Source organism: Hylemonella sp. GW821-FHT10B10, assembly GCF_059415585.1.
Map to the genome: position 1 here is coordinate 281,534 of NZ_JBWKNN010000001.1, position 11,801 is coordinate 293,334.

Annotated in this window: 13 protein-coding genes; 8 read left to right on the forward strand and 5 right to left on the reverse strand. The window is 65.5% G+C overall.

The features are described 5' to 3' along the window. Nucleotides 1-2: 2 nt before the first annotated feature. Entirely contained in the window at nt 3-1,835 is a 1,833-nt protein-coding gene (kefC, locus tag AC07NT_RS01340; RefSeq protein WP_498598228.1) for a glutathione-regulated potassium-efflux system protein KefC, read from the reverse strand. Between the two features lie 80 nt (nt 1,836-1,915). Here kefC and AC07NT_RS01345 point away from each other — a divergent pair, with 80 nt between their 5' ends. Next, nucleotides 1,916-2,776, forward strand: coding sequence for a dioxygenase family protein (locus tag AC07NT_RS01345; RefSeq protein ID WP_498598227.1), 861 nt, complete (start codon nt 1,916-1,918; stop codon nt 2,774-2,776). A 1-nt stretch (nt 2,777) separates the two neighbouring features. Here AC07NT_RS01345 and AC07NT_RS01350 read toward each other — a convergent pair whose 3' ends face one another. Beyond that, a complete protein-coding gene (locus tag AC07NT_RS01350) occupies nt 2,778-3,647 on the reverse strand; it encodes a fumarylacetoacetate hydrolase family protein (RefSeq protein WP_498598226.1) in 870 nt (289 codons plus the stop codon). A 48-nt stretch (nt 3,648-3,695) separates the two neighbouring features. Continuing rightward, nucleotides 3,696-4,673 (reverse strand): Bug family tripartite tricarboxylate transporter substrate binding protein, encoded by a 978-nt coding sequence (locus AC07NT_RS01355; protein ID WP_498598225.1) that lies wholly within the window; start codon nt 4,671-4,673, stop codon nt 3,696-3,698. A gap of 187 nt (nt 4,674-4,860) precedes the next feature. On the opposite strand from AC07NT_RS01355, the gene AC07NT_RS01360 reads away from it, so the two are divergent. Further along, nucleotides 4,861-5,475, forward strand: a complete 615-nt coding sequence (locus AC07NT_RS01360) for a nucleotide-binding protein (protein WP_498598224.1) — start codon at nt 4,861-4,863, stop codon at nt 5,473-5,475. 58 nt (nt 5,476-5,533) lie between these two features. Next, entirely contained in the window at nt 5,534-5,989 is a 456-nt protein-coding gene (locus tag AC07NT_RS01365) for a MaoC family dehydratase (protein ID WP_498598223.1), read from the forward strand. Between the two features lie 75 nt (nt 5,990-6,064). Here the strand turns inward: AC07NT_RS01365 and AC07NT_RS01370 are convergent, their stop codons facing one another. Next, nucleotides 6,065-6,529 carry a tRNA (cytidine(34)-2'-O)-methyltransferase gene (locus AC07NT_RS01370; RefSeq protein WP_498598222.1) on the reverse strand — a complete coding sequence of 155 codons (465 nt, stop codon included), beginning with the start codon at nt 6,527-6,529 and terminating at the stop codon, nt 6,065-6,067. An 86-nt stretch (nt 6,530-6,615) separates the two neighbouring features. Between AC07NT_RS01370 and AC07NT_RS01375 the strand changes: the two genes are divergently transcribed. Further along, nucleotides 6,616-7,008 (forward strand): hypothetical protein, encoded by a 393-nt coding sequence (locus AC07NT_RS01375; RefSeq protein WP_498598221.1) that lies wholly within the window; start codon nt 6,616-6,618, stop codon nt 7,006-7,008. Between the two features lie 17 nt (nt 7,009-7,025). Here the strand turns inward: AC07NT_RS01375 and AC07NT_RS01380 are convergent, their stop codons facing one another. Continuing rightward, a complete protein-coding gene (locus AC07NT_RS01380) occupies nt 7,026-7,721 on the reverse strand; it encodes a ComF family protein (protein ID WP_498598220.1) in 696 nt (231 codons plus the stop codon). A 25-nt stretch (nt 7,722-7,746) separates the two neighbouring features. Between AC07NT_RS01380 and AC07NT_RS01385 the strand changes: the two genes are divergently transcribed. The 4 genes from AC07NT_RS01385 to AC07NT_RS01400 all read left to right on the forward strand — a co-directional run bounded on the left by AC07NT_RS01385 (nt 7,747) and on the right by AC07NT_RS01400 (nt 11,794). Then, entirely contained in the window at nt 7,747-8,643 is an 897-nt protein-coding gene (locus AC07NT_RS01385) for a class I SAM-dependent methyltransferase (RefSeq protein ID WP_498598219.1), read from the forward strand. Between the two features lie 191 nt (nt 8,644-8,834). Beyond that, on the forward strand, nt 8,835-10,004 hold the full coding sequence (coxB, locus tag AC07NT_RS01390) for a cytochrome c oxidase subunit II (protein ID WP_498598515.1): 1,170 nt from the start codon (nt 8,835-8,837) through the stop codon (nt 10,002-10,004). Nucleotides 10,005-10,044: 40 nt separating this feature from the next. Next, nucleotides 10,045-11,661, forward strand: a complete 1,617-nt coding sequence (gene ctaD, locus AC07NT_RS01395) for a cytochrome c oxidase subunit I (RefSeq protein ID WP_498598218.1) — start codon at nt 10,045-10,047, stop codon at nt 11,659-11,661. A gap of 22 nt (nt 11,662-11,683) precedes the next feature. Then, nucleotides 11,684-11,794: a cytochrome oxidase small assembly protein gene (locus AC07NT_RS01400; RefSeq protein ID WP_498598217.1), complete on the forward strand. Its 111-nt coding sequence runs from the start codon at nt 11,684-11,686 to the stop codon at nt 11,792-11,794. Nucleotides 11,795-11,801: the final 7 nt, after the last annotated feature.

Below are 11,801 nucleotides of genomic sequence, written 5' to 3' on the forward strand. Positions count from 1 at the left end.
GGCTAGGACTTGTCGGTGGGCGGGTGCTGGCGCTCGGCCCGCTCCTGGGCCATCTGTTCTTCCAGCTGCTGGCGTCCCTGGCGGACCACGGCGATCAGCTTGTTGCGGTCTTTGAAGTGCGGGTGCATCTTCTCGAACAGCTCCAGGTTGTGCTGGCGGAAACGCCAGGCGAAGGCGCGAGCCTGCTCCTGCGTGTGGCCCAGCAATTCCAGCACGCTGCGCGCGCTGCGCAGGCTGGACTCGAAAAGTTCACGCTGCACCAGCTGCACACCACGTTCGCGCAGTTCGTGCCAGTGCGTGACGTCGCGCGCCCGCGCCACGATCTGCAGGCCGGGAAAATTCTCGCGCACCAGGTCCACGATCTTGAGCGATTGCTCCTTGTCGTCCACGGCCACGACCAACACCCTGGCGCTGGCGGCGCCGGCGATGCGCAGCAGGTCCAGGCGGGTGGCATCGCCGTAGTGCACGCGGTAGCCGAAGCTGCGCGCGGCTTCGATCATGTCGGCGTCGTGGTCCAGCACGGTGCTGGGGATGCCCTGGGCCAGCATGACACGCGCCACGATCTGGCCGTAGCGGCCGAAACCGGCGATGAGCACCGGCGCCTCCTGCGGTTCCGAGATCTCGTCCGGTTTGGCGCCGCCGGCCGCGGCCAGGCGCGGTGCCAGCAGCTTGTCCACCGCCACCATCAGCAGGGGGCTGAGCAGCATGGACAGGGCCACTGCGCCGATCAGCAGGGAAGTGGTCTCGTTAGAGAGCAACTGCGCCCCGGCCGCAGTCTGGAAGACCACGAAAGCGAACTCGCCACCCTGGGCCAGCAGCAGAGTGACGACCGGGCGCTCGGGCAGCGGCACGCGCATGAAGCGCGTCATCGCATAGATCAGCACCGCCTTGATGGCCAGAAAGCCCAGCACCAGCAGGGCAATGAGTCCGGGCGCGGAACGCAGCACCGAGAGGTCGATGCTCATGCCCACCGCGATAAAGAACAGGCCCAGCAGCAGACCCTTGAAGGGTTCAATGTCGGTTTCCAGTTCGCGCCGGTATTCGCTCTCGGCCAACAGCACACCGGCGAGGAAGGCGCCCAGGGCCATGGACAGGCCGATCTGTTGCATCAGCGACGCGATGCCCACCACCAGCAGGAGGGCGGCAGCGGTGAAGATCTCGGGTGTGCGGCTGCGTGCGATCCAGCGCAGCACGGGGCGCAAGAGCAGGCGGCCGCCCAGCACGATGCCACCGATCACGACCACGATCTTGATCAGTTCGGCCCAGCGGAAGTCATCGTTGGCCTGGCCCGGCTCGGCGCCCAGCAGGGGCAGCAGCGCCAGGATGGGGATGGCGGCCACGTCCTGGAACAGCAGGATGGAAAAGCCCGCCTGTCCGCCCGGGGTGGGCAGCAGATTGCGTTCGCCCATGACCTGCAGGGCGATGGCCGTGGAAGACAGAGCCAGGCCCAGGGCGGCCACCAGCGGGGTTTTCCAGCCACCGAGCTGGGCGGGAAACACCAGACCCAGGGCGTAGAGGCCGAGGAAGAGGGCGGCGCTGCAGGCCAGCACCTGGGCGCTGCCCCAGCCGAAGATGGGCCGGCGCAGGCTCCAGAGACGGCGCGGCTCCAGTTCCAGCCCGATCAGGAAGAGCATGAGCACCACGCCGAATTCGGCGAAGTGCAGCACGTCCTGCACCTCGCTGACCAGGCCCAGGCCCCAGGGGCCGATGATGATGCCCGCGCCCAGGTAGCCAATGATGGCGCCCAGGCCCAGGTATTTGCTCAGGGGCACGGCGATGACCGCGGCGCAGAGGTAGACGAAGGTGTGGCTGAGCCAGCTGGAGGTGTGTTCCATGAGGTCGGTGTCTGGTGCTGAGCGGAAGGTGTGGACAGACTTTACGCTAGCATGAAAACATAACGAAGGAGACAGGACCCATGCGCAATATCAGCCGGCAGAACGTGACCGAGGCCGTCAGCCAGAGTTTCAGCAGGATCGAGGACCCGCGCCTGCGCTTTCTGGTGGCCAAGCTGGTCAGCCATCTGCACAGCTACGCGACCGAGACACAACTTACCCATGCCGAGTGGCAGGCCGGCCTGGCCTTCCTGCACCGGGCGGCCGAGATCAGCAGCGCCTCACGCAGCGAGTTCACGCTGATGTCCGATGTGCTGGGTCTGTCCTCACTGGTGGACCTGCTGGCCTCGACACCAGGCGCGACCGAAGGCAGCGTGCTCGGGCCTTTCCATACCCGGGGTTCGCCCTGGGTGGAGAGTGGCACCGACCTGAAGCGCGACAACACCGGCGAACCCGTCGTGCTGCGCGGCCGGGTGAGCGACATCAGGGGCCAGTCCATCACGGGCGCTACCGTCGACTTCTGGCAGAACGCCGACAACGGCCTGTACTGGCAGATGGACAACTCGCAGCCGCAGGACAATCTGCGCTGCCAGATGAAGGTCCTGCCCGATGGGCGCTTTGAACTGCTGACCATCCGGCCCCGACCCTATATGGTGCCCACGGACGGCCCGATCGGCGAGCTGCTGCGTGTGGCGCAGCGGGACGCATGGCGGCCGGCGCACTACCACCTCATCGTGGAGGCGCCCGGCTACCGCAGCCTGGTGACCGAACTGTTCGACGCCGAAGATCCCTATGTCGCGAATGACGCGGTGTTCGGCGTGCGTGAGTCCCTGGTGGCGGAGTTCAAGCAGGAAAACGACCCGGCTGTGAGGGCACGCTACCAGCTCCAGGGCAGCTATCTCGCGGTGGACTTTCCCGTGGTGCTGGCGCCCGCGAGCAGCTAGCCTACTCGTCGGCGATCGGATTCGACAGGATGCCGATGCCTTCGACCTCGATCTCGCAGATGTCGCCCGGCGCCATCCAGACCGGCGGCGTACGCGCATAACCCACGCCGGCGGGGGTGCCGGTGATGATCACGTCGCCCGGCTCCAGGGTCATGCACTCGGTGATGATGCACAGCGACTCGACCACGTCCCAGAGGAAGTCCCTGGTGTTGGCGTCCTGCATGACCTTGCCGTTCAGGCGCGACTGGATGCGCAGGCCCGCGGCGCCGGGAGGCAACTCATCGGGTGTCACCAGCCAGGGGCCGAAGGGGCCGCTGTGGTCGAAATTCTTGCCTATGGTCCACTGGTTGGTCTTGCGCTGGTAGTCGCGGATGCTGCCGTCGTTGAAGCAGGAATATCCGGCCACGCATTCCAGTGCGTTCGCCTTGGTCAGGTGACGTGCCTTCTTGCCGATGACGACAGCGAGTTCGGCCTCGTAGTCCAGCTTGGTGGAGGCCTTGGGCCGGATGATGGGCTGCTGGTGCCCGGTCATGGAGCTGGCGCCGCGCATGAAGAAGCTGGGATATTCGGGGCGGGCATGACCGCCTTCCTTGGCGTGGTCTGCGTAGTTGAGTCCCAGGCAAACGATCTTGCCGGGGCGCGGCACCAGGGGCAGGAAGCGCACACCCGCCAGCGGCTTGACGGCCGCTGCAGGTGCCTGGGCCGCAGCCTGTCGGGCCGCCTCCAGGCCGCCGGACCGGGCGATCAGTGCGCCCATATCGCCCGGCAGCTGGGGCGCAGCCAGTGACAGGTCGACGTATTCCTGGGCCTGGGCACTCTTGAGCACGCCGATGCGGGCCTGGCCCTGCACCTCGAAACTGAACAATCTCATGTCGGTCTTTCTCGGGAAACGAAACGGAATAACCTCGGGCGCCGATTTTTACTCGACCTTGGCACCCGTGCTCTTGACCACGGCCGCCCATTTGTCGACTTCGGTGCGCAGGAAGTTGCCGAACTCGGCCGAGCTGTTGCGGGTCGACTCCATGCCCAGGCTCACGAATTTCTCCTTCGAGTCCGGCAATTCCATGGCTCTGTTGACCTCTGCGTTGATGCGGTCCACCAGGGCCTGGGGCGTGCCGGCCGGCAGGAAGAAGCCGACCCAGGTGTAGTCGTCGAAATCGGTGTAGCCGAACTCGGTGACCGAGGGGACCTCGGGCAACAGGGCGGAGCGTTTGGCGCTGGTGACGGCGATGGCCCGCACCTTGCCGGCCTTGATCTGCGGTACGGCCGGTGGCATGGAGGTGGAGGACATGGGGGCGTGGCCGGCCACCACGGCGGCGATGGCCTGGGCCGGCTGGTAGGGTACGTGGGTGATGTCCACCTTGGCGGCGTTCTTCAGCCGCTCGATCGAGAGGTGGGTGGTGGTGCCGATGCCAGAGGAGGCGTAGCTCAGCTTTTCCTTGCGCGCCAGCTCGATCAGCTCTTTCAGGTCCTGGGCAGGTGTGGCTGGGTTGACGGTGATGATGTTGGGGGTGCGCGGGCCCAGCGCCAGCGGTGCGAAGTCCTTGAGGGCGTCGTAGCCGGCGTTGGGGTAGAGCGAAGGGTTGACGGCGTAGGCCACGCTGTGCACGAGGATGGTGTAGCCATCCGGCGCGGCGCGCTTGACCTGGCCCGTGGCGATGTTGCCGCCGGCGCCGGGCTTGTTTTCCACGGTGAAGCTGCCGCCGGTGCTCTCGCCGAGTTTCTGCGCCACCACGCGCGCAATGACATCGGTGAAGGCCCCGGGGCCGAAACCGACCACGATGGTGACGGGCCTGGCCTTGGGCCAGTCGGCCTGGGCCCAGGCCGTGCCGGTACCGAGCAGACCGAGGGCGGCCAGCATCAGACCCATGCCCTTGCGTGCGAACTTGCTTTCCATGGTGGTCTCCGGTGAGGCGGCAGGGTCCACGCCCGGCCTGTGTTTGCGGGTCATCTTATCGGCAGGAGCCTGCGTGCGGGTGGGGCCTAGGGTTAGTCCTGAGCCTTTGGCCACGGCCTGCCTGCAGGTGGCTGGCCGGCATTCATGGGCTAATATGGCGAAAGGTCGGGTCTCCAAGGAGCACGTGATGCCGGTTGTCGTGGTTGCCAATCCCAAGGGGGGCGTCGGAAAGTCCACCCTGTCCACCAATGTGGCGGGTTACTTTGCCAGTCAGGGGCACAAGGTCATGCTGGGCGATGCCGATCGCCAGCAGTCCTCACGCCTGTGGCTCGGCCTGCGGCCGGCCACGGCGCGACCCATCGTGAGCTGGGACGTGGGCGAGGACAAGCTGGCCAAGCTGCCCAAGGGCACCACCCACGTGGTGCTCGACACCCCGGCAGGGCTGGACGGCGCACGCATGAAGGACGTGCTGCGCCATGCCGACAAGGTCATCGTGCCGCTGCAGCCCAGCGTGTTCGACATCTTCGCCACCCGCGCTTTCCTGGACCAGATCAAGGCCAACTACCACCCCGGCATGCAGGTCGGCATCGTGGGTATGCGGGTGGACGGTCGCACCATCTCGGCCGACAAGCTGCGCGCCTTCGTGGACGCGCTGGGCGTGCCGGTGCTGGCCTATCTGCGTGACACGCAGAACTACATCCACCTTGCCGCCCACGGCCTGACGCTTTTTGACGTGGCGCCCAGCCGCGTGGAAAAGGATCTGGAGCAGTGGCAGGGGCTGTGCCGCTGGCTGGATCAATAAGGTTCTGCGTCGCGCGCATGACAGCTGGCGTACGGGCCTGGCCGCTACAGTGGGCGGCATGAAAACCTTCCAGTCCCTCAAGGAGTTTCCCGCGCTGGTGGGCCAGGAAGTCGCGGTCAGCGACTGGCTCACCATCACGCAGGAGCAGGTCAACCAGTTCGCCCAGGCCACGGGCGATCACCAGTGGATTCATGTCGACGTGGAAAAAGCCAAGGCGGGTCCTTTTGGCGGGCCCATCGCGCACGGCTTCCTCACGCTCTCGCTGTTGCCCCGGTTCTTCGAAAGCACCATGGAAATCGTCGAGTCGCGCATGGGGGTGAACTACGGCCTCAACCGCGTGCGCTTCATGGCCCCGGTGCCCGTGGGCAGTCGCCTGCGCGCGCGCATGAAGCTGCTGGCCTGCGAGCCCATCGACAACAGCGGCGTGCAGATGACCTGGGAAGTGACGATCGAGCGCGAGGGCGCGGCCAAGCCGGTCTGTGTGGCCGAGTCGATCGCGCGGCGTTATCCCTGACCGGCGCACGGTCGCCCGGAGTCGCGAGGGCCCCTTTGGGGGGCAGCGAGAACCCGCTCTTGTCGAGCGTGGGGGCTAGGTCCCGAACCCGTTCTGTCGCCAGGCTTCGAAGACCGTCACCGCGACGGCGTTGGAGAGGTTGAGACTGCGTTGTCCCGCGCGCATGGGCAGCTTGAGTAGCTGCGCCGGAGCAAATGCAGCGCGTACGGCTTCGCTCAAACCTCGCGTCTCGGCACCAAAGACCAGCCAGTCGCCCGGTTCGAAGGCCACGTCATGCACCTGGCGCGTACCGCGCGTGGTCAGCGCAAACATGCGCTCGGGCATGGGCCGGGCTTCGGCCAGGAAGGCGTCCCAGCTTGCATGACGGCGCAGTTCGGCGTACTCGTGGTAGTCCAGGCCCGCGCGCCGCATGTGCTTGTCGTCCATGGAAAACCCCAGCGGCTCGACCAGATGCAGGGTGCAGCCGGTGTTGGCGCTCAGGCGTATGACGTTGCCCGTGTTGGGCGGGATTTCGGGCTCGACCAGGACGATGTGGAACATAGGCGGCCTCCATTGTCGCCGTACGCCGGACTGGTAATTTGGCGACGCCTTCCTAGAATGAAATACCTACATACTGGGGGCAAACCATGAAATCCTTGGACAAGCTGCACACGGACTTTGGTGCTTTCTTCCCGACGGGGCATATGGTGGTGGCGTTTCGGCAAGCCGACGATGCGCACCAGGTTGTGCACGAGCTTGAAGAGCTGGTGCATCAGCCGCTGGACGCGCTGGAGCTGACACCGCAGCAGATGGCGGAGTTCGCCGAGAAGAACCTGCACCAGGCGGGCTTCATCGCCAACATGGGGACCAGCATGCGGACCGTGCAGGCTTTCCTGGACGCCGCCAGGGCCGGGGCGACCTTCCTGATCCTGCCCATCCCCGACAACAGTGCCGCCGAGCGGGTGTCGCAGGCCATCCACCACGTGCCCTTTGTCCTGGCCGAGCGTTATCACCGCATGGTCATCGAAACCGTGCACTAGCCGGTTCACTACGCCGGCTATTCGGTCCTGGCCAGCACAAGCCCCGTGATGTGCGCGGCCCCGGCCTCGCGCAGGGCCTGCGCTGCCGTGTAGAGCGAAGCCCCGCTGGTCATGACGTCGTCCACCAGCACCAGTCGCTGTCCCTGGATCTCCTGCTCCCGGCCCGGCGCCACCCCGAAGGCGCCGCGCACATTGCGCAGCCGTGCGGGCCGTGGCAGGCTGCTTTGCGCCGCTGTGTCGCGCAGCCGCAGCAACAGGGTGGCGTCCGCCTTGCCCGGTGCCAGCTGGCGTGCCAGCTCCAGGGCCTGGTTGAAACCCCGTTCACGCAGCCGCTCGCGTGACAGGGGCATGGGCAGCACCCGGTCGGCGGTTTCCAATGCCGGTTCGGCCCAGGGCGTGCTGCGCATCAGCAGGGCCAAGGCCGAGGACCAGCCCGGACTGGCGCCGAACTTGTAACGCGCGACCAGTCCGCTCCAGGGGTATTCATAAGCCACAGCAGCCAGACAGAGGTCCAGGGGTGGCGCTTCCTTGATGCATGCGCCGCAACGTTCGACGCCAGCAGGAACCGGCAGGGCACAGGTGTGGCAACGCGGGTGCGGCTGGGCAAAACGCGCCACACAGGCTTCACAGAGGGTCCGGGCCGGCCAGGCATGGCAGACCGCGCACTGGCTGGGCAGGGCGGTGCTCAGGCGGTCGAGCAGGGCGCGCAACATGGGGAATCAATATACTCGCCGGTCCATGTCCGATCACCGCCCCCCCACCATCGATCCCGTCGCGGCCGCGCGCTGGGCGCAACGCCCGCAGACGGCCTCCGCCTGGCTGCATGAAGAGGTGGCGCGGCGCATGGAGCAAAGGCTGGACTGGATCGTGCGCCAGCCCAAGACCGTGCTGCATTGGGAGCCCGTGCGCGGTGGCCTGCAGGCGCAGGCCCTGCTGGCGCAGCGTTATCCCAAGGCGCGAGCCACGGTCAGCGCGGCTCTGGTCGATGAGCAGCGGCGCGCGCTGCAGGCCGGGGCACGGCCCTGGTGGCATCCGGCGCGCTGGCGCGCGGCCCTGGGCGCGACGCCCGCGCCGGTGCCGGCCGAACTGCTCTGGGCCAATATGTCCCTGCACATGGCCGCCGATCCGCAGGCCCTGATCCAGCGCTGGCACGAGGCACTGGCGGTCGATGGCTTCCTGATGTTCTCCTGCTTCGGCCCCGACACCCTGCGTGAGCTGCGCACGCTGTACCAGGCCCTGGGCTGGCCGGCTCCGGCCCATGAATACACCGACATGCACGACTGGGGCGACATGCTGGTAGCCGCCGGTTTTGCCGAGCCCGTGATGGACATGGAGCGCATCGAACTGACTTTTGAAACACCGCAGCGCCTGTTGCAGGAACTGCGCGAGCTCGGACGCAACCTGCACCCGGCGCGCGGCGCCGGTTTGCGCGGACGCGACTGGTTGCAGCGCTTGCATACCGCGCTGCAAGGGCTGGCCGATCCGGCGCAGGACGGACGGCTCAAATTGAGTTTCGAGGTCATCTATGGCCATGCCTTCAAGCCGCAGCGCCGCCTGACCCTGGCCGCCGAAACCACCTTGAGCCTGGACGAGATGCGTGCGTCGCTGCGCCGACCGCAGGAGCCCCGCGTCTAGCGTGCAGGACCGTCCCATCAGCCGGGGTGGGGCCCAAAAGTGCTGGGCTACAATAAGCGGTTGCTGAATTTTGAAATTCAACGGCAGCTCGCTGCCTGCCCTCAAGTGGGGTGGGCGCATCGGTCACAAGCCGCGTGTCGGGCCAGCCTGGGCAGTCCTGGATTATTTAAGACCTTGAAGAAGTGAACATGATGAAGAGCATTTCTAATAAATTGGCTTCACTGCTGCTCATGGCTGGCGCTTGGGCCGGTACGGCGGCCTTCACCGCAGCCCAGGCTGTCAACGACCTGCCCGGTGGTCCGGCGGTCAACCAGCTCAATCTGGGGGGCGCGGCCACCAAGATCGCCGCCGAACAACAGTGGCTGCACTGGTTCATGCTGATCATCTGTACCGTCATCTTCGTGGCGGTGTTCGGCGTGATGTTCTATTCCATCCTCAAGCACCGCAAGTCGGTGGGCCACAAATCGGCCGACTTCCATGAGTCCGTGGCCGTGGAAATCGCGTGGACCGTGATCCCCTTCGTCATCGTGATCCTGATGGCCCTGCCGGCCACCAAGGCCGTCGTGGCCATGAAGGACACCAGCAACGCCGACCTGACCATCAAGGCCACCGGTTACCAGTGGAAGTGGGGTTACGACTACATCAAGGGCGAAGGCGAAGGCATCGGCTTCATCTCCACCCTGGACAACAACCACCGTGTGATGTCCGAGTCCGGCAAGCCGGCGCCCACCGATGACTACCTGCTCAAGGTCGACAATCCCCTGGTGGTGCCGGTGGACAAGAAGGTCCGCATCATCACCACCGCCAACGACGTGATCCATGCCTTCATGGTGCCGGCTTTCGGCATCAAGCAGGACGCCATCCCCGGTTTCGTGCGCGACACCTGGTTCCGTGCCGAGCGCACCGGCGACTTCTACGGCCAGTGTGCCGAGCTGTGCGGCAAGGAACACGCTTACATGCCCATCCACGTGAAGGTGCTGTCGGCTGAAGACTATTCCAAGTGGGTCGACGGCCAGAAGAAGGCCATGGCCGCCAAGGCCGACGACCCGAACAAGGTCTGGGTGCTGGACGATCTGGCCAAGCGCGGCGAGAAGGTCTATGCCGCCAACTGCGCGGCCTGCCACCAGGCCAACGGCAAGGGCGCCGGCCCGATCAAGGCGCTGGATGGCTCGGCCATTGTGCTGGATGCCGACAAGGGCAAGCAGATCGCCACGTTGCTCAACGGCAAGGGCGCCATGCCCTCCTGGAAGCAGCTGAGCGACACCGAGATTGCCGCCGTCATCACCTACACCAAGAACAACTGGTCGAACAAGACCGGCCAGCTGGTGCAGCCGGCCGACATCAAGACCGCCCGCAAATAAACAGTCGTCAGACGCCTAGAGTATTGAGAAGGAAATCAGGATGAGTGCCGTTCTAGACCATCACGATCACCACGCCCATGACGACCATCACGCCCCCACGGGCTGGCGGCGCTGGGTCTACGCGACCAACCACAAGGACATCGGTACCCTGTACCTGCTGTTCGCCTTCACCATGCTGATGATCGGCGGCGTTCTGGCCCTGCTGATCCGCGCCGAGCTGTTCCAGCCCGGCCTGCAGATCGTGAACCCCGAGCTGTTCAACCAGCTGACCACCATGCACGGCCTGATCATGGTGTTCGGCGCCATCATGCCGGCCTTCGTGGGCTTCGCCAACTGGATGGTGCCGCTGCAGATCGGCGCGGCCGACATGGCCTTCGCCCGCATGAACAACTTCAGCTTCTGGCTGATGATCCCGGCAGCCCTGATGCTGGTGGGTTCCTTCTTCATGCCCGGCGGCGCTCCCGCAGCCGGCTGGACGCTGTACGCCCCGCTGACCCTGCAGATGGGCCCCTCGATGGACGCCGGCATCTTCGCGATGCACATCCTGGGCGCTTCCTCCATCATGGGCTCGATCAACATCATCGTGACCATCCTGAACATGCGCGCTCCCGGCATGACGCTGATGAAGATGCCGCTGTTCTGCTGGACCTGGCTGATCACCGCCTACCTGCTGATCGCCGTGATGCCCGTGCTGGCCGGCGCCATCACCATGACGCTGACCGACCGCCACTTCGGCACCACCTTCTTCAATCCCGCTGGCGGCGGCGACCCGGTGATGTACCAGCACATCTTCTGGTTCTTCGGCCACCCCGAGGTGTACATCATGATCTTGCCGGCCTTCGGCATCGTCAGCGCCATCGTGCCGGCCTTCGCCCGCAAGCGCCTGTTCGGCTACGCCTCCATGGTGTACGCCACGGCCTCCATCGCCATCCTGTCCTTCATCGTGTGGGCGCACCACATGTACACCACCGGCATGCCGGTGACCGGTCAGCTGTTCTTCATGTACGCCACCATGCTGATCTCCGTGCCCACCGGCGTGAAGATCTTCAACTGGCTGGCCACCATGTGGAAGGGCTCGATGACCTTCGAGGCCCCGATGCTGTGGGCCGTGGGTTTCATCTTCGTGTTCACCATGGGCGGTTTCACCGGTCTGATCCTCTCCATGGCCCCGATCGACATCCAGCTGCAGGACACCTACTACGTCGTGGCCCACTTCCACTACGTGTTGGTGGCCGGCTCCCTGTTCGCCATGTTCGCCGGCATCTACTACTGGCTGCCCAAGTGGACCGGCCGCATGTACAAGGAAAGCCGCGGCAAGCTGCACTTCTGGTGGTCGATGATTGCCTTCAACATCACCTTCTTCCCCATGCACTTCCTGGGTCTGGCCGGCATGCCCCGTCGTTACGCCGACTACCCCATGCAGTTCGCTGACTTCAACGCCATCGCCACCGTCGGTGCCTTCGGCTTCGGTCTGGCCCAGGTCTACTTCTTCTTCGCCGTCGTGCTGCCCGCCATGCGCGGCCAGGGCGAAAAGGCCCCGCAGAAGCCCTGGGAAGGCGCCGAAGGCCTGGAGTGGGAAGTGCCTTCGCCGGCACCCTTCCACACCTTCGAAACCCCCCCGAAGCTGGACGCCACGGCGACCAAGGTCATCGGCTGAACCTGAAGCACAAGCCTGAGCCATGACACCTGAACAGAAAAAAGCCAATCTGCGCATGGGGCTGGTCCTGGCCTCTGTCGCCCTGGTCTTTTTCCTGGGCTTCGTGGCCAAGTTTGTTTTCTTCGGCAAGTGACAGAGCG

Excerpts from the sequence above, each read along its gene's own strand:
- AC07NT_RS01375 (WP_498598221.1), top strand. The coding sequence starts at position 6,616 with ATGAAATCCTTGGACAAGCTGCACACGGACTTTGGTGCTTTCTTCCCG.
- AC07NT_RS01400 (WP_498598217.1), top strand. The coding sequence starts at position 11,684 with ATGACACCTGAACAGAAAAAAGCCAATCTGCGCATGGGGCTGGTCCTG.
- coxB (WP_498598515.1), top strand. The coding sequence starts at position 8,835 with ATGAAGAGCATTTCTAATAAATTGGCTTCACTGCTGCTCATGGCTGGC.
- AC07NT_RS01355 (WP_498598225.1), bottom strand. The coding sequence starts at position 4,673 with ATGGAAAGCAAGTTCGCACGCAAGGGCATGGGTCTGATGCTGGCCGCC.
- AC07NT_RS01370 (WP_498598222.1), bottom strand. The coding sequence starts at position 6,529 with ATGTTCCACATCGTCCTGGTCGAGCCCGAAATCCCGCCCAACACGGGC.
- ctaD (WP_498598218.1), top strand. The coding sequence starts at position 10,045 with ATGAGTGCCGTTCTAGACCATCACGATCACCACGCCCATGACGACCAT.
- AC07NT_RS01350 (WP_498598226.1), bottom strand. The coding sequence starts at position 3,647 with ATGAGATTGTTCAGTTTCGAGGTGCAGGGCCAGGCCCGCATCGGCGTG.
- kefC (WP_498598228.1), bottom strand. The coding sequence starts at position 1,835 with ATGGAACACACCTCCAGCTGGCTCAGCCACACCTTCGTCTACCTCTGC.
- AC07NT_RS01345 (WP_498598227.1), top strand. The coding sequence starts at position 1,916 with ATGCGCAATATCAGCCGGCAGAACGTGACCGAGGCCGTCAGCCAGAGT.
- AC07NT_RS01360 (WP_498598224.1), top strand. The coding sequence starts at position 4,861 with ATGCCGGTTGTCGTGGTTGCCAATCCCAAGGGGGGCGTCGGAAAGTCC.
- AC07NT_RS01385 (WP_498598219.1), top strand. The coding sequence starts at position 7,747 with ATGTCCGATCACCGCCCCCCCACCATCGATCCCGTCGCGGCCGCGCGC.
- AC07NT_RS01365 (WP_498598223.1), top strand. The coding sequence starts at position 5,534 with ATGAAAACCTTCCAGTCCCTCAAGGAGTTTCCCGCGCTGGTGGGCCAG.
- AC07NT_RS01380 (WP_498598220.1), bottom strand. The coding sequence starts at position 7,721 with ATGTTGCGCGCCCTGCTCGACCGCCTGAGCACCGCCCTGCCCAGCCAG.